Genomic DNA, 22,782 nt, shown 5'->3' on the forward strand with positions numbered 1-22,782 from the left:
CCCGGGCGCCGTACGGTGGCAGGCGTGACCGGCGACCGCACGGGCGACTCCAGGCAGGACCCCAGGCAGGCGCCCGCCCCGTTCGCGGCCGCGCTGGCGTCCTTGCGCGAGCGGCGGCTGCGCGGCGAGGTGCACCTCGCGGAGATCCCCGGGCCCACGCGCATCGCCCCGTGGTCGGTCGCCCTCGAGGGCGAGGTGGCGGAGCCCGACGGCGACGAGGTCGCCACGGGCCGGTTCGTCGTCCTGCACGATCCCGAGGGCCAGGAGACCTGGCAGGGCACGTTCCGCGTCGTCACGCTGGTGCGCGCGACCCTCGAGCCCGAGCTCGCGGCGGACCCGCTGCTCGCGGACGTCGCGTGGACCTGGGTGACCGAGGCCCTCGACGCCGCCGGGGTCGAGGCGCTGGCGCTCGGCGGGACCGTCACCCGCGTGCTCTCCCAGAGCTTCGGAGCCCTCGGCGCGACGCCCGACGCCGTCGACCTCGAGATCCGCGCCTCGTGGACCCCGACCGACACCGCCCTCGGCGTCCACCTCGCGGTCTGGGCGGACCTCATGGCGACCGCCGGCGGCCTCCCGCCCCTGCCCGACGGCGTCACCGCGCTGCCCACGCGACCCGGGGGTCGCACCCACGGCCCGACCCGGCCCCCGTCGCGACCGAATACCGTGGGGCCATGAGCTCAGCAGTCCCCCCGTCCGCCGCCGCCGACGTCGTCCCGCTCACCGAGCCCGCGGACGGGGTCGGGCGCGTCGTCGACTCGCCGGCCGCCTTCGACCGCGTCGTCGAGCGCTTCGCGGGCGGCACGGGGCCCGTCGCCGCCGACGCCGAGCGCGCCTCGGGGTACCGCTACGGGCAGGCCACCTACCTGGTGCAGCTGCGCCGCGAGGGTGCCGGCACCGCCCTGCTCGACCCGGTCGCGCTGCCCGACCTCTCCCCGCTCGGGGCCGCCGTGGGCGACGCCGAGTGGGTGCTGCACGCGGCCTCCCAGGACCTGCCGGGGCTGGCCGAGCACGGGCTGCACCCGGCGCGGGTCTTCGACACCGAGCTCGCCGCACGGCTGCTGGGCCTCGAGCGCGTGGGCCTCGCCGCGGTCGTCGCCGAGCTGCTCGGCCTCGGCCTGGCCAAGGAGCACTCCGCGGTCGACTGGTCCACGCGCCCGCTGCCGGAGGACTGGCTGCGCTACGCCGCGCTCGACGTCGAGGTGCTGGTGGACCTGCGCGACCGCCTCTCCGAGCGGCTCGACGCGGCCGGCAAGGCCGAGTGGGCGGCACAGGAGTTCGAGGCGGAGCGCACCGCCGCTCCCCCGGCCCCGCGCCTGGACCCGTGGCGGCGCACGTCGGGCACCCACACGCTGCGCGACCGGCGACAGCTGGCCGTGGTGCGCGGCCTCTGGCAGGCGCGCGACGCCAACGCCCGGACCCGGGACGTGTCGCCCGGGCGCGTCCTGCCGGACCGCGCGATCGTCGCTGCCGCCCGGGCCATGCCCCGCACCGTGCCGCAGCTCGTGGCGCTGCCCGAGTTCGCCGGCAAGGCCACACGCCGCCGCGCCCCGGCGTGGCAGCAGGCGATCGACGAGGCGCTCGCGCTGCCGGACGACCGGCTGCCCAGCCACCGCGGCCCGCGCACGGACGGCCCGCCCCAGCCGCGCACCTGGGCGGACCGAGACCCCGTCGCAGCCCGCCGCCTGACGGGCGCCCGCGAGCTGCTCGGCACGATGTCGGGCGATCTTCACGTCCCCGTCGAGAACCTGCTGCAGCCGGACGCCCTGCGCCGCCTGTGCTGGACGCCGCCGGACCCCGTCCGTGCGGCGGAGATCGCCGAGTTCCTGCGGGGCCGTGGCGCCCGGCCGTGGCAGATCGACCTGGTCGCGGTCCCCCTGGAGTCGGTCCTCGCCGAGGCCTGAGCCGGGCGGTCCGACGGCGACGCGGCAGGTGCTGATACGGCGTCTCACGATGGTCTATCCTCGTTACCGGTACTCGCGGTAGCGTGTACCTCGGTGCCGGCCCCACGCGGGTCGAGCCCCGAGAGCGGCGTCGCTCGTCGGACGCCGAAGTCCCGACCATCGTCAGTGGATGGAGCTGCCATGACCACCCGGAACCCGGCCCGCCGCGCGCTGCGCGACGTCGTCTTCGTCGAAGGCGTCCGCACGCCGTTCGGCAAGGCCCGCCCCGACGGCCTGTACGCCGAGACGCGCGCGGACGACCTCGTCGTCAAGGCGGTGCGCGAGCTGCTGCGCCGCCACCCCGAGCTGCCGGGCGAGCGGGTGGACGAGGTGGCCATCGCCGCCACCACCCAGCAGGGCGACCAGGGCCTGACGCTGGGCCGCACCGTCGGCATGCTCGCCGGCCTGCCTACCACCGTGCCCGGCTTCGCCATCGACCGCATGTGCGCAGGCGCGATGACCGCCGTCACCACGACCGCCGCCGGCATCGCGACCGGCAGCGCGGACGTCGTGGTCGCGGGCGGCGTCGAGCACATGGGGCGCCACCCGATGGGCTTCGACGCCGACCCCAACCCGCGCTTCCTCTCCGAGCGCCTGGTCGACCCCGAGGCCCTGAACATGGGCGTCACCGCCGAGAACCTGCACGACAAGTTCCCGCACCTGACCAAGGAGCGCGCGGACGCCTACGCGGTGAACAGCCAGGCCAAGTACGCCAAGGCCCTGGCCAACGGCGACGTCGGCCCGGAGCTCGTCCCCGTCGCGGTCCGCTCCGCCGAGCAGGGCTGGGGCCTCGCCACCGCCGACGAGCTGCCGCGACCCGGCACCACCGTCGAGGGCATCGCGAACCTCAAGACGCCGTTCCGCCCCGGCGGCCGCGTCACCGCGGGCAACGCCTCCCCGCTCACCGACGGCGCCACGGCAGCGCTGCTGGCGTCCGGCGACACCGCCGCCGAGCTGGGCCTGCCCGTCGCGATGCGCCTGGTCTCCTCCGCCTTCGCCGGCGTCGACCCGTCGATCATGGGCTACGGCCCGGTCCCGGCCACCGACCGGGCGCTCGCCCAGGCCGGCCTGACGATCGACGACATCGGCCTGTTCGAGATCAACGAGGCCTTCGCCGTCCAGGTGCTCAGCTTCCTCGACCACTACGGCATCGCCGACGACGACGAGCGCGTCAACCCGTACGGCGGCGCCATCGCCATGGGCCACCCGCTGGCCAGCTCGGGCGTGCGCCTGATGATGCAGCTCGCGCACCAGTTCGCGAAGCACCCCGAGGTCCGGTACGGCATCACCACCATGTGCGTGGGCCTCGGCCAGGGCGGCACGGTGATCTGGGAGAACCCGCACCACGCCGACTACTCGGGCCACACCACCGCGACGGACGAGGAGAACTGACCCGCATGACCGACAACTCCACCGCCGGCGTCCGCGCCGAGCGCGTCACCCACTCGCGCGTCCGCGACGTCGAGCTCCCGGGCGGCGCGGGCACCCTCGCGCTCGTCACCCTCGACAACGGCCTCGACCACACCAAGCCCAACACCCTGGGCCCCGACGGCATGGCCGAGCTCACCGCGGCGCTCACCGCGCTGCAGGAGCGCGCCGGCCGCGGCGAGATCGCCGCCGTCGCCGTCACCGGCAAGCCCTACTTCCTGGCCGCCGGCGCGGACCTCCTGCAGGTCTCCACCGTCACGTCGCACGAGCAGGCGCTCGAGCTCGGCCGCTCCGGGCACGCCGCCTACGAGCTGCTGCACACGATGGGCGTGCCCACCTTCGCGTTCGTCAACGGGCTGGCGCTCGGCGGCGGCCTCGAGGTCGCGCTCAACTGCGACTACCGCACCGTGTCCTCCGACGCCCCCGCGCTCGGCCTGCCCGAGACCGGTCTGGGCCTCGTGCCCGGCTGGGGCGGCGCCTACCTGGTGCCGCGCCTGGTCGGCATCGAGAAGGCCGTCGACGTCATCCTCACCCGCCCCGCCACGCAGAAGCCGTTCAAGGCGGCCGAGGCCGCGCAGATCGGCCTCGTGGACCAGCTCTTCGAGGCGGCCGACTTCCTCGAGCAGTCGATCCTGTGGGCCTCGCGCGTGCTGCGCGGCGACCTCGAGGTCCCGCGCCGCGACCTGGACCCGCAGCCCGTGTGGGACGCGGTCGTCGCGGCCACGCGCCAGCGGCTCGACGCCGTCGTCGCGGGCTCGCGCCCCGCGCCCGGGCGCGCCCTCGACCTGCTCGCGGCGGCCCGCACGGCCAGCCGCGAGGAGGCCTTCGCCGCCGAGGACCAGGCGCTGGCCGACCTCATCATGTCCGACGAGATGCGCGCCAGCGTCTACGCCTTCCAGCTCGTCTCCGGCGGCAAGAAGCCGGTCGGCGCGCCCGACAAGAGCCTCGCCCGCCCCGTCACCCGCGTCGGCATCGTCGGCGCCGGCCTCATGGCCGCGCAGATCGCGCTGCTCGTCGCCCAGCGCCTCGGCGTGCCCGTCGTCATGCGCGACCTGGACCAGGAGCGGGTCGACAAGGGCCTCGGCTTCGTCCGCGCCACCGTCGAGAAGCTGGTCGGCCGCGGCCGGATGACGCCGGAGGCCGCCGCGCGCATCGTCGCGAGCGTGCACGGCACCACGGACATCGGCGAGTTCGCGTCGTGCGACGTCGTCGTCGAGGCCGTCACCGAGGTCATGGGCCTGAAGAAGAAGGTCTTCGCCGAGCTCGAGGGCATCGTCTCCCCCGAGACGGTCCTCGCGACCAACACCTCCGCACTGTCGGTCACCGAGATGGCCGCCGACCTCCAGCACCCCGAGCGCGTGGTGGGCATCCACTTCTTCAACCCGGTGGCCCAGATGCCGCTGGTCGAGGTCGTGCAGGCCACGGAGACCTCCGACGAGGCGCTCGCCACCGCGTTCGCCATCACGAAGAAGCTGCGCAAGACGGCCGTCCTGGTCGCCGACCGCCCCGGCTTCGTGGTCAACCGCCTGCTCGTGCTCGTCATGGGCAAGGTCGTCGAGGCGATCGAGAACGGCACGTCCGTCGAGGTCGCCGACACGGCCCTCGCGCCGCTCGGCTTCCCGATGCCCACCTTCGAGCTGTTCGACCTCGTCGGGCCCGCGGTGGGCCTGCACGTGCTCACCTCGCTGCGCGAGGACCTCGGCGACCGGTTCCCGACGTCGCCGGGCCTGGAGAAGCTCGTGGCCGACGGCACGCGGGTCGTCCTGGACCGCCCGGCCCCCGGGCTGCCGAAGCCGGTGGACCCGGCGATCCAGTCCGTGTTCGGCGAGGCCCTGCCCGCCGGCACGACGGGCCGCCAGGGCACTCCGGTGCTCGACGCCGCCGGCGTCCTCGACTCGGTGCTCACGGCGCTGACAGTCGAGGTGGGCCACATGCTCGACGAGGGCGTGGTGGCCGGGCCGCAGCAGATCGACCTGTGCATGATCCTCGGCGCCGGGTGGGGCTTCCACACCGGCGGCATCACGCCGTACCTGGACCGCACCGGGTACTCCGAGAAGGTCCTCGGACGCCGGATCCTGCCGGACGGCGTCGCGAACGTCCCCGAGGCCGTCGCCTGACACGCCCTCCTCGGTGACCCGAGCCGCACGGCTCACGATGCACCGGTGGCCCGGTCCCGACCTCGGGACCGGGTCACCGGTGCGTGGTCGCTACGCCGCGTCGTGCGCGGCGCGCCGGACCGCCTCGACCGTCCGCGCGACGTCGTCCTCGTCCGTCGACCAGTTGCTCACCGACACGCGCAGGATGTCCCGGCCCTGCCACCGCGAGCCCGAGATCCACGTCTCGCCGTCCGCGACGAGCCGCTCGCCCGCGGCCCGGGTGCGGGCGTCGTCGGCGAGCGCGAGGCACACCTGCGTGTAGACGACGTCGTTGACGACCCGCACGCCGTCGATACCCGCCACACCCTCGGCGATCCCGCGGGCGCGACGCGCCAGGCCGCCGACCAGCGCGGCCAGGCCCTCGCGACCGAGCGAGCGCAGGGCGGCCCACGTGGGCACCCCGCGGGCACGACGGGAGAGCTCCGGCGCCTTGTCGTACGGGTTGCCGGGGCCCGGGGCGTCCACGAGGTACGCGGTGTGCACGCCGAACGCCGCGCGGACGGCCGCCGGGTCGGCCACGACGGCCACGCCGCAGTCGTACGGCACGTTGAGCGTCTTGTGGGCGTCGGTGGCCCACGAGTCCGCGGCCTCGAACCCGCGCACGAGGGGTGCGAGCTCCGGCGCGGCGGCGGCCCAGAGGCCGAACGCACCGTCGACGTGCACCCACGCGCCGTGGTCGTGCGCGAGCGGGACCGCCTCGGCGAAGGGGTCGAACGACCCGGAGTGCACGTTGCCGGCCTGCAGGACGACGATCGTGGGCGCCCCGGCGGGGCCGTCCGCGAGCGCGGCGGCCAGGGCGTCGGTGCGCAGCCGACCCTGGTCGTCGGCCGGCACGACCGTCGGCACGCCGAGACCGAGGTACCGCAGGGCGAGGTCGACGGAGTCGTGCCGCTCGGCGCCGACCAGCACGCGCACGGCCGGCCCGCCGGTCAGGCCCCGGTCGTGGACGTCCCACCCCGCGCTGGCGAGCACCGCCCCGCGCGCCGCCGCCAGCCCCGTGAAGCTCGCCGTCGTCGCACCGGTGACGAAGCCCACGTCGGAGCCGGAGGGCAGGCCGAGCGCGTCCAGCACCCACCGCCCGGCGGCCTCCTCGACCGCGACGACGCCCGGTGTGGCGAAGCGCATCCCGGCGTTCTGGTCCCACGCGCTCACGAGCCAGTCGGCGCCCAGCGCCGCGGGCAGCGTGCCGCCCATGACCCAGCCGAAGAACCGCCCCGACCCGATCGCCATGAGCCCCGGCTCGACCCGGTCCACGAGCTCGTCGACCACCGCGTCGGGCGCGAGCCCGCGCTCGGGGAGCGGACCCGCGAGGGTCCGTCCGACGGCGTCCGCGTCGGCCCGCGGCGGGACGGAGCGTTCTCCCACGCCGTCGAGCCAGGCTCGTGCGTGGTGCGCGGCGCGGTCCAGCGCGCCGTCGAAGTCCTTGCCTCGCACGGTCATCCGCGTGCTCCTTCGCGACCGGCCTCGGGCCTCCCAGCGTACCGAGGGGCCGGGGGCCACGCCCCGGCCCGCGACCGTCCCGCCGGGGGAAACTTCCGGCGACGGCCGGGCGCGTGTGACACTTCCCCGATGAAGCGGACCATCGGGATCGAGGAGGAGTTCCTCCTGGTCGGAGCGGACGGGCGTCCCGTGGCGCGGGCGTCCGAGGCGCTGGACGCGGCGGAGGTCGACGGCGCGCCGCAGGCCTCGGCGCAGACCGGCGGTGGGGCGCTCGAGACGGAGTTCATGGAGGAGCAGCTCGAGACGGCGACGCACCCGCGCAGCGACCTCACCGAGCTCGCGGCCGAGATCCGCGCCGGTCGGGAGCGCGCCCAGACGGCGGCCGACCGGGTCGGGGCGCGCGTCGCGGCACTGGCCACCTCTCCGTGGCGGTTCGAGGGCACGACGGTGGCGCGGCTGCGCTACCTGGAGGCGCGTGCGGCGTTCGGCCTCACGGCCCGCGAACAGCTGACCAGCGGGTGCCACGTGCACGTCGCGGTCGCCGACGACGCCGAGGGCGTGGCCGTCCTCGACCGCATCGGGCCGTGGCTGTCGGTGCTGCTCGCGCTGAGCGCGAACTCCCCCTTCTGGCAGGGCGAGGACTCCGGGTTCGCGAGCTACCGCTCGCAGGTGTGGGCCCGCTGGCCCACGTCCGGGCCCGCCCGCTCGTTCGGCTCGCCGGAGGCGTACCGGCAGGCGGTCGACGACCTCGTCGCGACGGGCACGATCCTCGACCAGGACATGGTCTACTTCGACGCCCGGCTGTCCTCCCGCTACCCCACCGTGGAGGTCCGGGTCGCCGACGTCTGCCTCGACGCCGACACCGCCACCCTGCTCGGCGCCCTCGCCCGCGGCCTCGTCGAGACCGCGGCGCGCGAGGCGACCGACGGCCTCGCCGCGCCGGTGCTGCGCCCCGAGCTGCTGCGCACGGCCGCGTGGCGGGCCGGACGGTCGGGGCTGGCCACCGAGCTGCTGTCGCCCCGCACGTGGCGGCCCGCGCCGGCGCACGACGTCGTCGGGCAGCTCGTGGCGCACGTGCGCGAGGCGCTGGTCGACGCCGGGGACCTGGACGCCGTCACCGAGCTGCTCGGACGGCTGTGGGCCGCCGGCGACGGGGCCGCGCGCCAGCGCGCGTGGCACGCGGCGTCGGGCGACCTGCGCGCCGTCGTGGACCGCGCGGTCGAGGCCACCCACGCCTGACCGCGGCACCGCGGGAGGGTCAGTCGTCCCAGCCCATCTTCAGGACCTCGAACGGCGTCGCGTGCGCGGCGCCGAGCCGCGGCCCCGTGGCCGACGTCATCCGGGCGAGGAAAGCGGCCGGGTCGAAGTCCTCCCACCCCAGCCCGTCGAGGTAGGCGGCGTGCGCGCGCAGCGACGCGACGCCCGCGTCGAAGGTCGCCGTCACGTCCACGCCGTGCCCCGCGTCGGGCGACCCGGCCACCCACACCTGGCGGACGCCGCCCCACGGCTCGAGCCCCTCGGCCTCGAGCTGGTCCGTGAAGACCCAGCGGTTGCCGGCGTCGCGCACGGCGTCGACGACGGCGCGGCCCGTGGCGACGTGGTCGGCCTGGTTGAGCATGCCGCCGGGGAACGACTCGCGGTAGTTCCCGGTGATCACCACCTCGGGACGGTGCCGGCGCACGGCGCCCGCGATCGCCCGGCGCAGCGGCAGGCCGTACTCGATCACCCCGTCCGCGAAGCCGAGGAACTCGACGTCGTCGACGCCCACGGCCCGCGCGGAGGCGACCTGCTCGGCCTCGCGCACCCGGCGCGCCTCGTCGGGGTGCATGCCGTCGATCCCCGCCTCGCCGCTGGTCACCATCGTGTAGACGACGCGCTTGCCCTGGCCCGTCCAGCGCGCGACGGCCGCGGCCGCGCCGAACTCCATGTCGTCGGGGTGGGCGACCACCGCGAGCGCCGTCGCCCAGGTCTCGTCGAGCGGGCGGAGGGGGTCGTCCTCGTGCGGGTGGTCGGACGTCGTCGTCATGCCACCACGCTAGCGACGCCGGGGCGCGGTCGCGCGCCCCGGCGTCGCCGGGCTGTCGGGGCCCCGGGAGAGCGGGCCGGGTCAGTAGGTCGTGAGGCCGTGGAACCGGAACACCTCGCGGACGGCCTCGGTCGCCTCGGGCGTCGGCGGCTCGGTGTCGTCGAGCTCGTAGGCACGGCCCAGCTCGGCCCACTTGTCGCGGGCCATCTGGTGGAACGGGAGCACCTCGACGCGCTCCACGGTCCCCGGGCGCACGGCCTCGATGTCGGCCGCGTGCCGCGCGACGGCGGCGACGTTCTCCGGGTCGTCCGTGAGCCCGGGCACGAGCACGAACCGCACCCAGACCTTCACGCCGCGCTCGGCGAGGCGGCGCCCGAAGCGGAGCGTGGGGGCCAGCGAGCGCCCCGTCACGCGCCGGTAGGTCTCCTCGTCGCCGGACTTGATGTCGAGCAGCACCAGGTCGGTGTCCTCCAGCATCGCGTCCGTCGCGTTGGCCCCGAGGAAGCCCGAGGTGTCGAGCGTCGTGTGCACCCCGAGCTCCTTCGCGCCCCGCAGGACGCGGGCGGCGAACGCGGGCTGCATGAGCACCTCGCCGCCCGAGAGCGTGAGGCCGCCGCCCGTCGCGGAGAAGATGCCGCGGTAGCGCGCGACGCGGGCCAGCAGCTCCTCGGCGAGGACGGGCTCGCCGTCCTTCATCGCCAGGGTGTCCGGGTTGTGGCAGTAAAGGCACCGCAGCGGGCACCCGTTGAGGAAGACGGTCAGCCGCGTGCCGGGGCCGTCCACGGCGGTCACGAGCTCCCACGAGTGCACCGAGCCGAGCTCGCCCGAGCGCATCAGCGCCAGGCGCTCGGACCGCTCGACGTCGGCCGTCTCGATCCCCCGCAGGCCGGCGCCGGCCCGGCGCCGGGAGGGGGCGTCCAGCAGCACCGGGCCGGCAGTCATGTCAGAGCCCCCCGTGGAAGGTCCGCGACAGCACGTCCAGCTGCTGCTCGCGGGTCAGCCGCACGAAGTTCACCGCGTAGCCGGAGACGCGGATCGTGAGCTGCGGGTACTTCTCCGGGTGCTCCATCGCGTCCTCGAGCGTCTCGCGCACGAGGACGTTGACGTTCATGTGGTAGCCGTCGGCGCCCACCGACGCGTCGAGCAGACCGGCCAGGTTGGCCACCTGCTCCTCGCGCGTGCGGCCGAGGCCGGACGGCACGACGGTGTTGGTCAGCGAGATGCCGTCCTGGGCCTGGTCGTAGGGCAGCTTCGCGACGGACAGCGCCGAGGCGAGCATGCCGTGCGTGTCCCGGCCGTTCATCGGGTTCGCGCCGGGCGAGAAGGGCTCGCCCGCGCGGCGGCCGTCCGGGGTGTTCCCGGTGGCCTTGCCGTAGACCACGTTGGACGTGATCGTCAGCACCGACTGGGTGGGCACCGCGTCGCGGTACATGTGGTGGCTGCGGATCTTGGCCATGAACGACTCGACCAGCTCGACGGCGATGGAGTCGACGCGGTCGTCGTCGTTGCCGTAGGCCGGGTAGTCGCCGTCGATCTCGTAGTCCACGACGATGCCGTTCTCGTCGGCCACCGGGACGACCCTGGCGTACCGGATCGCCGACAGGGAGTCGGCCGCGACCGACAGCCCGGCGATGCCGCAGGCCATGGTGCGCAGCACGTCCTTGTCGTGCAGGGCCATCTCGAGCCGCTCGTACGCGTACTTGTCGTGCGACCAGTGGATGCAGTTCAGGGCCTCGACGTACGTCTCGGCGAGCCAGTCCATGGTGCGGTCGAAGCGGGCGCGCACGTCGTCGTAGTCGAGCGGAAGGCCCGGCGCGACCGCGGGGAACGCCGGCGAGACCTGCTTGCCGGTGACCTCGTCCTTGCCGCCGTTGATCGCGTACAGCAGCGCCTTGGCGAGGTTCACGCGGGCGCCGAAGAACTGCATCTGCTTGCCGACGGCCATCGGCGAGACGCAGCACGCGATGGCCGCGTCGTCGCCCCAGGCGGGGCGGATCTGCTCGTCCGACTCGTACTGCACGGCCGAGGTGTCGATCGACACCTTGGCGCAGAAGTCCTTGAACCCCTGCGGCAGGCGCGGGCTCCAGAAGACGGTCATGTTCGGCTCCGGCGCCGGCCCCAGGTTGTACAGGGTCTGCAGGAAGCGGAACGAGTTCTTCGTGACGAGCGGGCGGCCGTCGTCACCCATGCCGCCGATCGTCTCGGTGACCCAGGTCGGGTCGCCGGAGAACAGTGAGTCGTACTCGGGCGTGCGCAGGAAGCGCACGATGCGCAGCTTGATGACGAAGTCGTCGATGATCTCCTGCGCCCCGGCCTCGGTGAGGCGCCCGGCCTGCAGGTCCCGCTCGATGTACACGTCGAGGAACGTCGACGTCCGCCCGAGCGACATCGCGGCGCCGTTCTGCTCCTTCACCGCGGCGAGGTAGCCGAAGTAGAGCCACTGCACGGCCTCGCGGGCCGTCGTCGCGGGGCCGGAGATGTCGTAGCCGTAGGACGCGGCCATCTCCTTGAGCTCGCCGAGCGCGCGGATCTGCTCGGCGTGCTCCTCGCGCTCGCGCGCCACCGACTCGGTGAACGGCTGGACGTCGAGGCCGAGCTTGTCGACCTTCTTCGCGGCGATGAGCTGGTCGACGCCGTACAGCGCCACCCGGCGGTAGTCGCCGATGATGCGGCCGCGGCCGTAGGCGTCGGGCAGGCCCGTGATGATGTGGGAGCTGCGCGCCGCGCGGACGGCGGGCGGGTAGACGTCGAAGACACCCTGGTTGTGCGTCTTGCGGTACTCGGTGAACACCTTCTTGAGGTCCTCGTCGACCGGGTAGCCGTAGGTCTCCAGTGCGCCCTCGACCATGCGCCAGCCGCCGTTCGGCATGATCGCGCGCTTGAGGGGGGCGTCGGTCTGCAGGCCGACGACCAGCTCGGCGTCGCGGTCGATGTAGCCGGGGCCGTGCGCGGTGATGCCCGCCGGGGTGTGCGGGTCGACGTCGTAGACGCCCTTCTCGCGCTCCGCGGGGAACATCGCCGACAGCTTCTCCCACACCCCGGTGGTGCGCGCCGTCGGACCTTCGAGGAAGCCGTCGTCGCCCGTGTACGGGGTGTAGTTGCGCTGGATGAAGTCGCGCACGTCGATGCCGTCGCACCAGGGCCCGGGCGTGAACCCGCGCCAGGCGGTGGTCGTGGTGGGTGCCGCGTCGGTGGTCATAGGGAGCCCCCTCCTTCTGAGGTATGACCACAGCCTATTCGTGAAAGCCTTCACAAGCGAGGTCGAGGGGCTGTGACGTCGCAGACACCTTCGGATCAGTCGAGGACAGCCCCGGGCGGGGAGGCCGCCAGGGCGATCGCCTCGCGCGTCGTCGCGGCGACGACGTCGGGCCGGTCCGGGCCGTCCCACGACCGGCCGTGGGAGACCCACGCCGTGCGCGTGCCGGCCGCGCGGCCGACCGCCACGTCCGCATGGGCGGCGTCGCCGACCATCCACACCTGGCGCCGGTCGGCGTCCGCCGCACCGAGACGCTCCAGCGCGATCTCCACGATGCGGGGGTCCGGCTTGGCGACGCCCTCCTCCTCCGAGACGACGACCGCGTCCACGTGGCCCTCCAGCCCGCAGCGCGCGATCTTGCCCCGCTGCTGGGCGGACGTCCCGTTGGTCACGACCGCCACCCGGTGGCCCGCGCCGCGCAGCACGTCGAGCGAGAAGAGCACGCCGTCGTAGAGCTGGACGCCGTCGAGGATCCCCGCCCGGAACCGCTCGATCGCGGTCGGCACGCCCTCGTCCCAGCCGAGCCGGGCGATCAGCACGCGTGCGAGCGCCTCCTTGGACCCGTGGCCGCCCTCGTCGGCCGCGAGGATCGCCGCGAGGTCGTCGGCGGTCGCGCCCGCGGCGTCGACCTCGGAGATCGCCCAGGACGCGAACGCCTCCGCGCGACCCACGAGCGTGTTGTCGAGGTCCAGCAGCCAGATCATGACGGGAGGCTACCGACCCCGGGCGCCGCCGCGCCCGGCGTCTCGGCCGACCACGGCCGGCGGCGTCGGCTCAGCGTCGGCTCAGCGCCGGGCGAGCGCCGCGAGCGCGTCGCGCACGGCGTCCTCGGCCCGCATCCGCTGCTGGCCGATGACCTGGTCGCGGGTGGCGTGGTCGAGGAACGCCACGGGCAGCCCGACGTGCACGAACGGTGTGCGCACGCCCTGCTCCCCCGCGCGCTGCGCGGTCATGGCGCCGACGCCGCCGTCGACCACGCCGTCCTCGATCGTGAGGACCAGGTCGTGCTCGCCGGCGAGCTTCACCAGCGCCTCGGGCACCGGGAGCACCCACGTGGGCGCGACGACGTCGACCGTGAGGCCGTGTGCCGCCAGCGACTCGCCTGCCGCGAGCGCCGTGCCCACCATGGAGCCGACACCGACCACGAGCACCTTGGCGTCCGCGGTCGCGGCGCCCGCGCCGGGCGTGTGCCGCGCGACCACGTCCACGCCGTCCAGCTCCTCGAGGGCCGGGAGCGGGTCGGACAGGGCACCCTTGGGGTAGCGCACGACGGTCGGCGCGTCGTCCACGTCGACGGCTGCGCGCAGGGCGGCCCGCAGCGTGGGCTCGTCGCGCGGCGCGGCCAGGCGCAGGCCCGGCACGATGCGCAGCATCGCCATGTCCCACATGCCGTTGTGGCTGGCGCCGTCGTCGCCGGTGACGCCGGCCCGGTCCAGGACGAAGGTCACGCCCGCCCGGTGCAGCGCCGCGTCCATGAGGACCTGGTCGAACGCGCGGTTGAGGAAGGTCGCGTAGACGGCCACCACGGGGTGCAGGCCGGCGAACGCCATGCCGGCCGCGGACGTCGCGGCGTGCTGCTCGGCGATGCCGACGTCGAAGGTGCGCGCGGGGAACTCCTGCGCGAACGGCGCGAGCCCCACGGGGTGCAGCATCGCCGCCGTGATCGCGACGACGTCCGGCCGGTCGTGGCCGATCTTGACGATCTCGTCGGCGAAGACCTTGGTCCAGCCGAACCGCGACGGCGCGACGGGCAGGCCCGTCTCGGGGTGGATCTGCCCCACGGCGTGGAAGCGGTCGGCCACGTCCTGCTCGGCGGGCGTGTAGCCGCGCCCCTTCTCCGTGATCGCGTGCACGATGACCGGGCCGCCGTACGCCCTCGCGCGCCGCAGCGCGTGCTCCATGGCGACCACGTCGTGGCCGTCGACCGGCCCGATGTACTTCAGGCCGAGGTCCTCGAACATGCCCTGCGGCGCGACGACGTCCTTGAGGCCCTTCTTCAGCCCGTGCAGCCAGTCGTAGGCGAAACGCCCCGGGGCGCCCGTGCGGTGCAGGGTGCGCTTGCCCCACGACAGGAACGCCTCGTAGCCGCGCGTGGTGCGCAGGGTGTTGAGGTGGTTCGCGACGCCGCCGATGGTGGGCGAGTACGACCGGCCGTTGTCGTTCACGACGACGACGAGGCGGCGGTCCTGCGAGGCGGCGATGTTGTTGAGGGCCTCCCACGCCATGCCGCCGGTGAGGGCACCGTCGCCGATGACGGCTGCGACGTGCTTGTCCGGTCGGCCCTGGACGGCGTTGGCCTTGGCGATGCCGTCGGCCCACGACAGCGCCGTCGACGCGTGCGAGTTCTCGACGACGTCGTGCTCCGACTCGGCGCGCGACGGGTAGCCGGACATGCCGCCGACCTTGCGCAGCGCGGAGAAGTCCTGGCGCCCGGTGAGCAGCTTGTGCACGTACGCCTGGTGCCCCGTGTCGAACACGAGGGTGTCGTGCGGCGACTCGAAGACGCGGTGCAGCGCGATCGTCAGCTCGACGACGCCCAGGTTCGGCCCGAGGTGCCCCCCGGTCCGCGACACCTGGTCGACGAGGAAGGCCCGGATCTCCGCCGCGAGCTGCGTCGTCTGCTCCGGCGTCAGCCGTCGGACGTCCTCTGGCGAGCCGATGCTGCTCAGCAGGCTCATGCGTTCCTCCCCGTTCATAACCACACCACAATAGGCGGTCCGCAGCGTCCCACAGGCCGTCCCCCGACACCTCCTGGCGTCGCACGGGGTAGTTTCGACCCTGCCGACGGGAACACGTGACCGCCGGCGAGCGTTCGAGGGACGGACGAACCTCCCTCGGCACACTTCTCAGGGGACACCTGTGCGCTTTCTCGACGGGCAGCAGCCCACCACCGACCTCACCTACGGCGACGTCTTCATGGTCCCGTCCCGCTCGGACGTGACCAGCCGCTTCGACGTCGACCTCGCCACGGACGACGGCACCGGCACCACGATCCCCGTGGTCGTCGCGAACATGACGGCCGTCGCGGGGCGCCGGATGTCGGAGACCGTCGCCCGCCGCGGCGGCATCGCGATCATCCCGCAGGACATCCCGGTGGACGTCGTCGCCGACGTCGTGGCCGACGTGAAGTCCAAGGACCCCGTCATCGAGACGCCCGTCGTCGTCGCGCCCACCGACACCGTCTCCACGGTGCTGACCCTGCTGGGCAAGCGCGCGCACGGCGCGGCCGTCGTGGTGGCCGACGGCAAGCCCGTGGGCGTCGTCACCGAGGGTGACTGCGCGGCCGTGGACCGGTTCGCGCAGGTGCACCAGGTGATGTCGGAGGACGTCGTCGCGCTCGACGCCGTCCAGCTCGAGGCCGACGGCCTCGAGGCGACCTTCGAGCGGATGCACGCCGCCAAGATCCACCTCGCGCCGGTGGTGCGCGACGGCGTCCTCGCGGGCGTGCTCACGCGCAAGGGCGCGGTGCGCTCCTCGGTGTACCGCCCGGCGCTCGACGCCGCGGGCCGGCTGCGCGTCGGCGCCGCCGTCGGCATCAACGGCGACGTCGCCGCCAAGACCCGCGAGCTGCTCGACGCCGGCGTGGACGTGCTCGTCGTCGACACCGCGCACGGGCACCAGTCCACCATGCTGCGGGCGCTGGAGGCCGTGCGGTCGGTGTCGCCGGACGTGCCGGTCGTCGCGGGCAACGTCGTCACGGCCGCCGGCGTGCGCGACCTCGTCGCGGCCGGCGCGGACATCGTCAAGGTGGGCGTCGGCCCGGGCGCGATGTGCACCACGCGCATGCAGACCGCCGTGGGCCGCCCGCAGTTCTCCGCCGTGCTGGAGTGCGCGGCGGCCGCGCGCGAGCTCGGCAAGCACGTGTGGGCCGACGGCGGCGTGCGGCACCCGCGCGACGTGGCCCTCGCCCTGGCCGCCGGCGCGTCGCAGGTGATGGTCGGCTCCTGGTTCGCCGGCACGTACGAGTCGCCCGGCGACCTGCACGACGACGGCACCGGCCGCCTCTACAAGGACTCGTTCGGCATGGCGTCGGCCCGCGCCGTCGCCGCCCGCACCGCCGGGGCGGGCTCGGCGTTCGGCCGGGCGCGCAAGGCGCTCTACGAGGAGGGCATCTCCACCGGGAAGATGTACCTCGACCCGCGCCGCCCGGGCGTGGAGGACCTCCTGGACGACATCACCTCCGGCCTGCGCTCGAGCTGCACCTACGCCGGCGCACGCAGCCTGCCGGAGTTCCACGAGCGGGCGCTGGTGGGCGTCCAGTCCGCCGCGGGGTACGCCGAGGGCATGCCGGTCGCCACGAGCTGGTGAGCCGGTGACGACGACACCCGGGACGGGCGGGGCGGCGGGCGCGGAGCCCGCCGCCCACGCCGCGCGCGCCCAGCTCGCGGAGCTCGCCGCCGACCGTGGCTTCCTGGGCGACTGGGGCCTCGCGCGCGGCGAGCTGGACGCCGCGGCCGCCCGCCCGGCGGCCGTCCTCGTGCTGTTCGGGCTGCTGGACGACCTCGCCGCGGACCACGACGCCCAGGCCCTCGCCGTCGCGCACGACCTCGACGTGCTCCTCCTGGAGCGGGCGTCGACGCTGCGTTCCCACGCCGGGCAGGTCGCGTTCCCGGGCGGGCGGGCGGAGGACGGGGAGACTCCCGTCGACGCGGCGCTGCGCGAGGCGGTCGAGGAGACCGGCCTCGACGCGGGCGGCGTCGAGGTGCTCGGCGCCCTCGCCCAGCTGCCGATGCCCGTGAGCAACCACCTCGTCACCCCGGTGCTGGGGTGGTGGGCGCGGCCCACCCCGGTGCGCGTGGTGGACGTCGCCGAGTCCGCGCACGTCTTCCGCGCCCCCGTGGCCGACCTGCTGGACCCCGACCACCGCGTGACGACCGTCCTGCGCCGCGGCGGCCGCACCTGGCGAGGGCCTGGCTTCGAGGTGCTCGACGCCGCGGGGGTGCCGCACCTCGTCTGGGGGTTCACGGCGGGGATCCTCGACGCCGCGTTCGACCGCCTGGGGTGGACCGAGCCGTGGGACCGCGGCCGCGAGCGCGAGCTCTGACCTACGGTGTCGGCGGGGGCCGCTAGCGTCCGCGCCATGGAACCCGGCTCCCCTTTCCTCGCCCTGCGCACGGGCCGCCCCGAGGGCACGCCCTACACCCTGACCGTCCACGACCTCGGGCTGGTGCACGTGCCGTCCGGCAGGCTCGAGGCCTCCGACCCGTTCGTGACGCTCGGCGAGGGCCTGGAGGTCCCCGTACCGGCCGGCGCCTACCCCGTGCGCGTCACGGTCGCCGACGTCTCGCAGGAGCAGGACGCCAGCCACCTGCGCGAGGCCTACCTCTCGGTGGTCCTCGCCGACGCGCCCGACGCCGAGGTCCGGCCCTTCGTCCCCGAGGGACGCAGCACGACGGACGAGCACGGCGAGCCGCTGTGGTTCGGCGTGGGCGTCGACGCCGGCACGGTCGGCTTCGCCGACGCCCGGGCCGTCCGGGCCGCGACCGCGGCGGTCGACGACTGGTACGGCGAGGTCGTCGACCACGGCGGCCCCGACTCCTGGTTCGCGCTGCAGGACTCCGCCGACCACCTCGTCGTCGGGGCGGCGAACGCGCCGCTCCCCCACGCCGACGGCGAGAACGTCGTGCTGTCCCACTCGGGGTGGGGCGACGGCTTCTACCCGGTGGTCACGACGCACGACGCCGACGGCGCGCTCACCGGGGTGCACATCGATCTCCAGGTGCTCACGGCCGAGCCGTGGTGGAACGAGGACGACGACCCCTCCGAGGCTTGACCGCCGGGCGGACGGTCGTCCGCGATGATGGTCCGGTGCCTGCCGCCGAGATCGACGTCGACGTCGCCCTGACCCGCGCGCTGCTCGCCGAGCAGCACCCCGACCTGGCCGACCGGCCGCTGGAGATCGTCGCCCACGGCTGGGACAACGTCATGGTGCGGCTCGGCGACGACCTCGCGGTGCGGCTGCCGCGGCGGGCGCTGGCCGCACCTCTGGTCGAGCACGAGCAGCAGGCGCTGCCCGCCCTGGCCGCACGGCTGCGCGCGGCGGTGCCCGACGTCGTCGTGCCGGTGCCGGTGCGGCTGGGCCGGCCGAGCGCCGCGCTCGGCTATCCGTGGTCCTGGCACGTGGTGCCGTGGGCGGGCGGGGTGAGCGCGGAGGCCACCGACGTGGCGGCCCGCGTCGCCTGGGCGCCCACGCTCGGCCGCCTCCTCGCCGCGGTGCACTCCCCCGCGCCGGACGACGCGCCTCCGAACCCGGTGCGCGGGGTGCCCCTGGGCGAGCGCGCGGAGGCCCGCGACCCGTCGGTCCTCGACGAGCGCCTCGCCGCCGCCCCGGCGGCCACCCGCGCGGCCGCGCGCCGCCTCTGGGACCGCGCCCTGGACGCCCGCGCGTTCGACGGCCCGCCCGTCTGGCTCCACGGCGACCCGCACCCCGCGAACCTCGTCGTGGCGCCCGGCGAGGACGGTCGGCCGCCCCGGCTGTCCGCCGTCGTCGACTGGGGCGACGTGACGTCCGGCGACCCGGCCTCCGACCTGGGGTCGCTATGGCTGTGCTTCGACGACGCCGGGCGCGCCGCCTGCCGGGCCGAGATCCAGGCGCGCGCGAACGCGGGCCGCGGCTGGGACGAGGCGACATGGGCGCGCGCGGCGGGCTGGTCGCTGCTGTTCGCGACGAACATGCTCGCCCACCCACAGCTGCACCCCCGGATGGTCCCCATCGGACGCCACGCCCTCGCCGCGCTGCTCGACGGCGCCGCCTGAGCGGCGGCACGGACGTCTGCGGCAGACTCGGGCCATGGCCCGCGACGCGCAGACGACGACCTGGACCGACGCGGACCCGCGGGCGTTCGTCGCCGCCGTCGCCCGACCCGTGCGGCGGCGGGACGGGCAGACCCTGCTCGCCCTGATGGAGCGCGCCACCGGGCAGCCCCCACGGATGTTCGGCACGTCGATCGTGGGCTTCGGCGAGTACCGCTACGCGTACGCGAGCGGCCGCACGGGCCACGCGGCCGCCGCCGGCTTCTCTCCGCGGGCGGCCGCGACCGTCGTCTACCTCTCCGACGGCACGGAGGCGCACGCCGGCGCGCTGGCCCGCCTCGGCCCGCACACGACCGGCGTGGGGTGCCTGTACCTCAAGGATCTCGCGCAGGTGGACCTCGACGTCCTGGAGGGGATCGTCGCCGCGTCCTACGCCGCGCTCACGGCCGGCACGTACGGGCTCCGGGCACGCGAGGGCGGCGACGGGCCAGAGCACGCGCCGCCGGCCGGGTGAGCTAGTCGGCGGCGAGGGCCGCCGGGTCCGCGCCGCGGGCCTCGAGCGCCCCTCGGACCGCCGCGAGCGCGCGGGCGTAGACGCCGTCGTCGCCGAGCAGCAGCGAGCCGTCGTTCGCGGCGTTCAGCATCGCGGTGATCTCGAAGGAGAGCTGGTCGACGTCGGTGTCGGCCGCGAGCTCCCCCGCTCCCACCGCCAGCTCCGCGTGCCGGCGCAGGTAGGAGGTCCAGTCGCGGTGGGCGGCGACGACCGCGTCGCGCACGGACCCGTCCTGCGTGTCGAACTCGACCTCCACCGTCCGGAAGAAGCAGCCGCCCGCGAAGACCCGCCGTCGGGAGTAGTCCGACCACCGCCGCACGAGCGACCACAGCCGGGACAGCCCCGGCGCCGCCTCCCGGGCGGGGTCGACGACCGCGTCGACGAACATCCCCCGGGCGTGCTCGACGGCCGCGAGCTGGAGTCCCTCCTTGCCGCCGAAGAGCCCCGCGATGCCGCTCTTGTTCACCGGCAGCCGCGCGGCCAACGACCCGAGGGTGAGCGCCTCGAGGCCGCGCACGGAGGCGTCCTGAACGGCGAGGTCGAGGACGGCGCGGCGCGACCGGTCGCCCCGCAGACGGCGCCCGTCCGTCGAAGGTGCGGTCGAGGGGTCTGTCCGCGTCTCGATGGTCACCTGATGAGTGTACGACCGTTCGTTCGGTGTTAGTGTGCGAACGATCGTTCATCTTCCTCCTGTCCCGCCCTCCCCCCAGGAGTCCGCCGTGCCCTACGTCCCCACCGCCGTCAGCACGGGCTTCCGCGTGCTGTCCGCCGTCGCTCCCCCGCTCGCCGTGCGCCTTGCCGCCCGCACCTTCTGGCACTTCGGGCCGCCCGCGCCGGTGCGTCCCGCCGACCGCGCCGTGCACGACCGCGCCGCGCGCGGCACGGTCTCCGTCGGCGACGAGCGCCTTGTCACCTACCGCTGGGGCGACCGGGACGCCCCGGCCGTCCTGCTCGCGCACGGCTGGAAGAGCAGGGCGTCCCGGTTCGCCCCGCTCGTCACCGCGCTCCGCGAGGCCGGCCTCGCCGCGGTGTCGTTCGACGGCGTCGCCCACGGCGACTCGACCGGACGCCGGATGTCCGCCCTCGACCACATGGCGGCCATCCGCGCCGTCCACGACACCGAGGGGCCGTTCACCGCCGTCGTCGGCCACTCCCTCGGCGGCCTCGCGGCCGGCCTCGCCCTCGCCGACGGCTTCCCTGCCGACCGGTTCGTCTCCGTCGCCACCATGACGGGGTTCGACGCCTTGGCGGGAGCCTTTCTGCGGCTCGTGGGCATGCCCGCGAGCCTCCACGACCGCTTCTGCGACCACGTCGAACGCACCTTCCCCGGCGACGTGCGCGACATCCGTACACGGGTCGACCTCGTGCGGCACCCGGTCCCGGCACGCGTGGCGACGCTGTTCGTCCAGGACGACGACGACCGGATGTCCCTGCCGTCGGGCGCACCGCTGCTGCGCGCGGCGGTGCCGGGAAGCGAGCTCCTGACCACCCGAGGACTCGGGCACACCCGCGTGCTGGACGACCCCGCCGTCGTGGCCGCCGTCGTCGCGCACGTCACGGCGCCCCGGCCGGCGACCGCGAGACGGTGAGCGTGAGACGGTGAGCGGGGCCCCACCCGCCCAGGGCAGGCTCGCGGGAGGTGCACGGTGCGCGTGGTGGTCGTCGGCGGCTCAGGGCGGATCGGGGCCCGTCTCGTCGCGCGGCTCCGGGCGCGCGGGGACGACGTCGTGGTGGCGTCGCGGCGGACGGGCGTCGACGTCGTGACGGGAACCGGCGTCGACGCCGCCCTGGCGGGCGCCGACGCGGTCGTCGACGTCTCTCGCTCGCCCTCCATGGCGCCCGACGACGCCCGGGAGTTCTTCACCACGGGCACCCGCACGCTGCTCGACGCCGGGCAGCGCGCGGGCATCGGGCACCACGTCCTGCTGTCCGTCGTCGGGGCCCGCCGCCTGCGCGGGGCTGGCTTCCTGCAGGCCAAGGTCGCCCAGGAGGACCTCCTCGCCTGCTCCGGGCGGCCGTGCACCGTCCTGGCGGCCACACAGTTCTTCGGCTTCGCGTCCGGGATCGCGGACGCGTCCACGCGCGACGGCGCGGGCGGCCCCGAGGTCCGGCTGCCCGACGTCGCGGACCAGCCCGTCGCGGAGGACGATGTCGCGGCCGAGCTGCTGCGCGTCGTCGACGCCGGGCCCGCCGACGCGACGCTCGAGCTCGCCGGCCCGGACCCCATGCGGCTGCCCGCGTTCGTCGCCTCGGGGCTGGCCGCGCAGGGCGACCCGCGACCCGTCGTCGTCGACCCCGACGCGACCTACTTCGGCGCCGCCGTGACCGGCGACGAGCTGCTGCCCGGCCCCGGCGCCCGGCTCGGAGTCGTGCACCTCGCCGACCGGCTCACGAACCGCTGATCGCGCGAACGACGAAGAGACTCGGGCGACGCCGAATTCAGCTGGCGAACGAGCGGTCGTGCGGATGTCGTCGAGGTGTCGACGAGAGACACCGGACCCCGCGGCGGATCGTGCTCACGGTGCTGCCGACGGCGCTGCACTTCCCGCCGGAGAGGCGGCTCAGCGCCGAGCGCCAGGAGCCGGGGCGGCGGGACCGCCCGGCCCATGAGGCGGATTCGTACCGTCCCGACGGTCGACCACGGTGGGTAGAAGTTGGGTTGCCAGCTCGCGAGCGGTGGCCGCTAGCGTCTCGACATCCATCCCGGCGCGGCCCATGAACGTCAAGCCCTGCTGCGTGGCCAGCAGCGCCCGCGCGACGCCGACGGGGTCGATGGAGGCGCTCAGGTCACCCTCCACCTGAGCCCGTCGCGCACCCTCGGTCAGCACCGCGATGATCCCCTCGTAGGCTCGCCGCGCCTCCGCGGCGACGACACGATCGGCAGAAGCCAGCTCGGTGGCGCTGTTGGCGAGCAGACAGCCGCGCCGGGCAGCCCTCCCTGCGGGGTCGCCCACCGGCATCGTCACGAACGAGCGCAGCGCGTCCACCGCGCGTGGAGCCGAGTCGATCGACCCACGCACCGCGTGGTCGAGCGACGCCACGTACCGGCGCAGCACCCGGAGGAAGAGCTGGTGCTTGTCCCCGAAGGCGGCGTAGAGGCTGCCCTTACCCAGGCCGCTGACCCGCATGAGGTCCTGGAGCGACGTCGCCGCGTAGCCCGCGTTCCAGAACTGGTCACGGACTGCGCACAACACCGCGTCCTCGTCGAACTGTCGTGGCCTTGACATCGC

General features: G+C 75.0%; 20 protein-coding genes. 12 read left to right on the forward strand and 8 right to left on the reverse strand.

Annotated elements, in window-relative coordinates; translation table 11 throughout:
* The first annotated feature begins 24 nt into the window (after positions 1-24).
* The 4 genes from ACFU9A_RS14055 (at position 25) to ACFU9A_RS14070 (ending at position 5,485) form a co-directional block, all read left to right on the forward strand.
* Entirely contained in the window at positions 25-675 is a 651-nt protein-coding gene (locus ACFU9A_RS14055; protein ID WP_430575899.1) for a DUF3000 domain-containing protein, read from the forward strand.
* Positions 672-1,901 carry an HRDC domain-containing protein gene (locus ACFU9A_RS14060; protein ID WP_430575900.1) on the forward strand — a complete coding sequence of 410 codons (1,230 nt, stop codon included), beginning with the start codon at positions 672-674 and terminating at the stop codon, positions 1,899-1,901. Before ACFU9A_RS14055 ends, ACFU9A_RS14060 begins: the two co-directional genes overlap by 4 nt.
* Before the next feature lie 180 nt (positions 1,902-2,081).
* Complete coding sequence (locus ACFU9A_RS14065; protein ID WP_430575901.1) at positions 2,082-3,332, forward strand: thiolase family protein; 1,251 nt, start codon at positions 2,082-2,084, stop codon at positions 3,330-3,332.
* Positions 3,333-3,337: 5 nt separating this feature from the next.
* Positions 3,338-5,485 (forward strand): 3-hydroxyacyl-CoA dehydrogenase NAD-binding domain-containing protein, encoded by a 2,148-nt coding sequence (locus ACFU9A_RS14070; protein WP_430575902.1) that lies wholly within the window; start codon positions 3,338-3,340, stop codon positions 5,483-5,485.
* Between the two features lie 90 nt (positions 5,486-5,575).
* Here the strand turns inward: ACFU9A_RS14070 and ACFU9A_RS14075 are convergent, their stop codons facing one another.
* On the reverse strand, positions 5,576-6,964 hold the full coding sequence (locus ACFU9A_RS14075; RefSeq protein ID WP_430575903.1) for a pyridoxal phosphate-dependent decarboxylase family protein: 1,389 nt from the start codon (positions 6,962-6,964) through the stop codon (positions 5,576-5,578).
* 129 nt (positions 6,965-7,093) lie between these two features.
* On the opposite strand from ACFU9A_RS14075, the gene ACFU9A_RS14080 reads away from it, so the two are divergent.
* Entirely contained in the window at positions 7,094-8,203 is a 1,110-nt protein-coding gene (locus ACFU9A_RS14080) for a glutamate--cysteine ligase (RefSeq protein WP_430575904.1), read from the forward strand.
* Between the two features lie 19 nt (positions 8,204-8,222).
* Here ACFU9A_RS14080 and ACFU9A_RS14085 read toward each other — a convergent pair whose 3' ends face one another.
* The 5 genes from ACFU9A_RS14085 to dxs all read right to left on the reverse strand — a co-directional run bounded on the left by ACFU9A_RS14085 (position 8,223) and on the right by dxs (position 14,924).
* The gene (locus tag ACFU9A_RS14085) at positions 8,223-8,990 is read right to left on the reverse strand and encodes a PIG-L deacetylase family protein (RefSeq protein ID WP_430575905.1); all 768 of its coding nucleotides are present in this window, start codon (positions 8,988-8,990) and stop codon (positions 8,223-8,225) included.
* A gap of 81 nt (positions 8,991-9,071) precedes the next feature.
* Positions 9,072-9,932 carry a pyruvate formate-lyase-activating protein gene (pflA, locus tag ACFU9A_RS14090; protein ID WP_430575906.1) on the reverse strand — a complete coding sequence of 287 codons (861 nt, stop codon included), beginning with the start codon at positions 9,930-9,932 and terminating at the stop codon, positions 9,072-9,074.
* Position 9,933: 1 nt separating this feature from the next.
* Entirely contained in the window at positions 9,934-12,189 is a 2,256-nt protein-coding gene (gene pflB, locus ACFU9A_RS14095) for a formate C-acetyltransferase (RefSeq protein ID WP_430575907.1), read from the reverse strand.
* Positions 12,190-12,284: 95 nt separating this feature from the next.
* Complete coding sequence (locus ACFU9A_RS14100; RefSeq protein ID WP_430575908.1) at positions 12,285-12,950, reverse strand: HAD family hydrolase; 666 nt, start codon at positions 12,948-12,950, stop codon at positions 12,285-12,287.
* Between the two features lie 81 nt (positions 12,951-13,031).
* A complete protein-coding gene (gene dxs, locus ACFU9A_RS14105) occupies positions 13,032-14,924 on the reverse strand; it encodes a 1-deoxy-D-xylulose-5-phosphate synthase (RefSeq protein WP_430575909.1) in 1,893 nt (630 codons plus the stop codon).
* Between the two features lie 181 nt (positions 14,925-15,105).
* On the opposite strand from dxs, the gene ACFU9A_RS14110 reads away from it, so the two are divergent.
* The 5 genes from ACFU9A_RS14110 to ACFU9A_RS14130 are packed head-to-tail and all read left to right on the forward strand — an operon-like array spanning position 15,106 to position 19,513.
* Complete coding sequence (locus ACFU9A_RS14110; RefSeq protein WP_430575910.1) at positions 15,106-16,554, forward strand: GuaB1 family IMP dehydrogenase-related protein; 1,449 nt, start codon at positions 15,106-15,108, stop codon at positions 16,552-16,554.
* Between the two features lie 4 nt (positions 16,555-16,558).
* The gene (locus ACFU9A_RS14115; protein WP_430575911.1) at positions 16,559-17,290 is read left to right on the forward strand and encodes an NUDIX hydrolase; all 732 of its coding nucleotides are present in this window, start codon (positions 16,559-16,561) and stop codon (positions 17,288-17,290) included.
* Positions 17,291-17,326: 36 nt separating this feature from the next.
* Positions 17,327-18,019, forward strand: a complete 693-nt coding sequence (locus ACFU9A_RS14120; protein WP_430575912.1) for a DUF4241 domain-containing protein — start codon at positions 17,327-17,329, stop codon at positions 18,017-18,019.
* A gap of 35 nt (positions 18,020-18,054) precedes the next feature.
* Positions 18,055-19,002, forward strand: coding sequence for a phosphotransferase (locus ACFU9A_RS14125; protein WP_430575913.1), 948 nt, complete (start codon positions 18,055-18,057; stop codon positions 19,000-19,002).
* A gap of 34 nt (positions 19,003-19,036) precedes the next feature.
* The gene (locus tag ACFU9A_RS14130) at positions 19,037-19,513 is read left to right on the forward strand and encodes a DUF1801 domain-containing protein (protein WP_430575914.1); all 477 of its coding nucleotides are present in this window, start codon (positions 19,037-19,039) and stop codon (positions 19,511-19,513) included.
* A 1-nt stretch (position 19,514) separates the two neighbouring features.
* Here the strand turns inward: ACFU9A_RS14130 and ACFU9A_RS14135 are convergent, their stop codons facing one another.
* A complete protein-coding gene (locus tag ACFU9A_RS14135; RefSeq protein ID WP_430575915.1) occupies positions 19,515-20,183 on the reverse strand; it encodes a TetR/AcrR family transcriptional regulator in 669 nt (222 codons plus the stop codon).
* A gap of 88 nt (positions 20,184-20,271) precedes the next feature.
* Here ACFU9A_RS14135 and ACFU9A_RS14140 point away from each other — a divergent pair, with 88 nt between their 5' ends.
* Together ACFU9A_RS14140 and ACFU9A_RS14145 are read left to right on the forward strand one after the other, a co-directional pair.
* Positions 20,272-21,141, forward strand: a complete 870-nt coding sequence (locus tag ACFU9A_RS14140; RefSeq protein WP_430575916.1) for an alpha/beta fold hydrolase — start codon at positions 20,272-20,274, stop codon at positions 21,139-21,141.
* 57 nt (positions 21,142-21,198) lie between these two features.
* Positions 21,199-21,954 (forward strand): SDR family oxidoreductase, encoded by a 756-nt coding sequence (locus ACFU9A_RS14145; RefSeq protein ID WP_430575917.1) that lies wholly within the window; start codon positions 21,199-21,201, stop codon positions 21,952-21,954.
* Between the two features lie 159 nt (positions 21,955-22,113).
* Here ACFU9A_RS14145 and ACFU9A_RS14150 read toward each other — a convergent pair whose 3' ends face one another.
* The gene (locus ACFU9A_RS14150) at positions 22,114-22,779 is read right to left on the reverse strand and encodes a TetR/AcrR family transcriptional regulator (protein WP_430575918.1); all 666 of its coding nucleotides are present in this window, start codon (positions 22,777-22,779) and stop codon (positions 22,114-22,116) included.
* Positions 22,780-22,782 lie beyond the last annotated feature (3 nt).

Source organism: Isoptericola sp. NPDC057653, from assembly GCF_042799955.1.
Lineage (GTDB): Bacteria > Actinomycetota > Actinomycetes > Actinomycetales > Cellulomonadaceae > Isoptericola.

Excerpts from the sequence above, each read along its gene's own strand:
- ACFU9A_RS14060 (WP_430575900.1), top strand. The coding sequence starts at position 672 with ATGAGCTCAGCAGTCCCCCCGTCCGCCGCCGCCGACGTCGTCCCGCTC.
- pflB (WP_430575907.1), bottom strand. The coding sequence starts at position 12,189 with ATGACCACCGACGCGGCACCCACCACGACCACCGCCTGGCGCGGGTTC.
- ACFU9A_RS14075 (WP_430575903.1), bottom strand. The coding sequence starts at position 6,964 with ATGACCGTGCGAGGCAAGGACTTCGACGGCGCGCTGGACCGCGCCGCG.
- ACFU9A_RS14120 (WP_430575912.1), top strand. The coding sequence starts at position 17,327 with ATGGAACCCGGCTCCCCTTTCCTCGCCCTGCGCACGGGCCGCCCCGAG.
- ACFU9A_RS14080 (WP_430575904.1), top strand. The coding sequence starts at position 7,094 with ATGAAGCGGACCATCGGGATCGAGGAGGAGTTCCTCCTGGTCGGAGCG.
- ACFU9A_RS14065 (WP_430575901.1), top strand. The coding sequence starts at position 2,082 with ATGACCACCCGGAACCCGGCCCGCCGCGCGCTGCGCGACGTCGTCTTC.
- ACFU9A_RS14130 (WP_430575914.1), top strand. The coding sequence starts at position 19,037 with ATGGCCCGCGACGCGCAGACGACGACCTGGACCGACGCGGACCCGCGG.
- ACFU9A_RS14070 (WP_430575902.1), top strand. The coding sequence starts at position 3,338 with ATGACCGACAACTCCACCGCCGGCGTCCGCGCCGAGCGCGTCACCCAC.
- ACFU9A_RS14100 (WP_430575908.1), bottom strand. The coding sequence starts at position 12,950 with ATGATCTGGCTGCTGGACCTCGACAACACGCTCGTGGGTCGCGCGGAG.
- ACFU9A_RS14085 (WP_430575905.1), bottom strand. The coding sequence starts at position 8,990 with ATGACGACGACGTCCGACCACCCGCACGAGGACGACCCCCTCCGCCCG.
- pflA (WP_430575906.1), bottom strand. The coding sequence starts at position 9,932 with ATGACTGCCGGCCCGGTGCTGCTGGACGCCCCCTCCCGGCGCCGGGCC.
- dxs (WP_430575909.1), bottom strand. The coding sequence starts at position 14,924 with ATGAGCCTGCTGAGCAGCATCGGCTCGCCAGAGGACGTCCGACGGCTG.
- ACFU9A_RS14150 (WP_430575918.1), bottom strand. The coding sequence starts at position 22,779 with ATGTCAAGGCCACGACAGTTCGACGAGGACGCGGTGTTGTGCGCAGTC.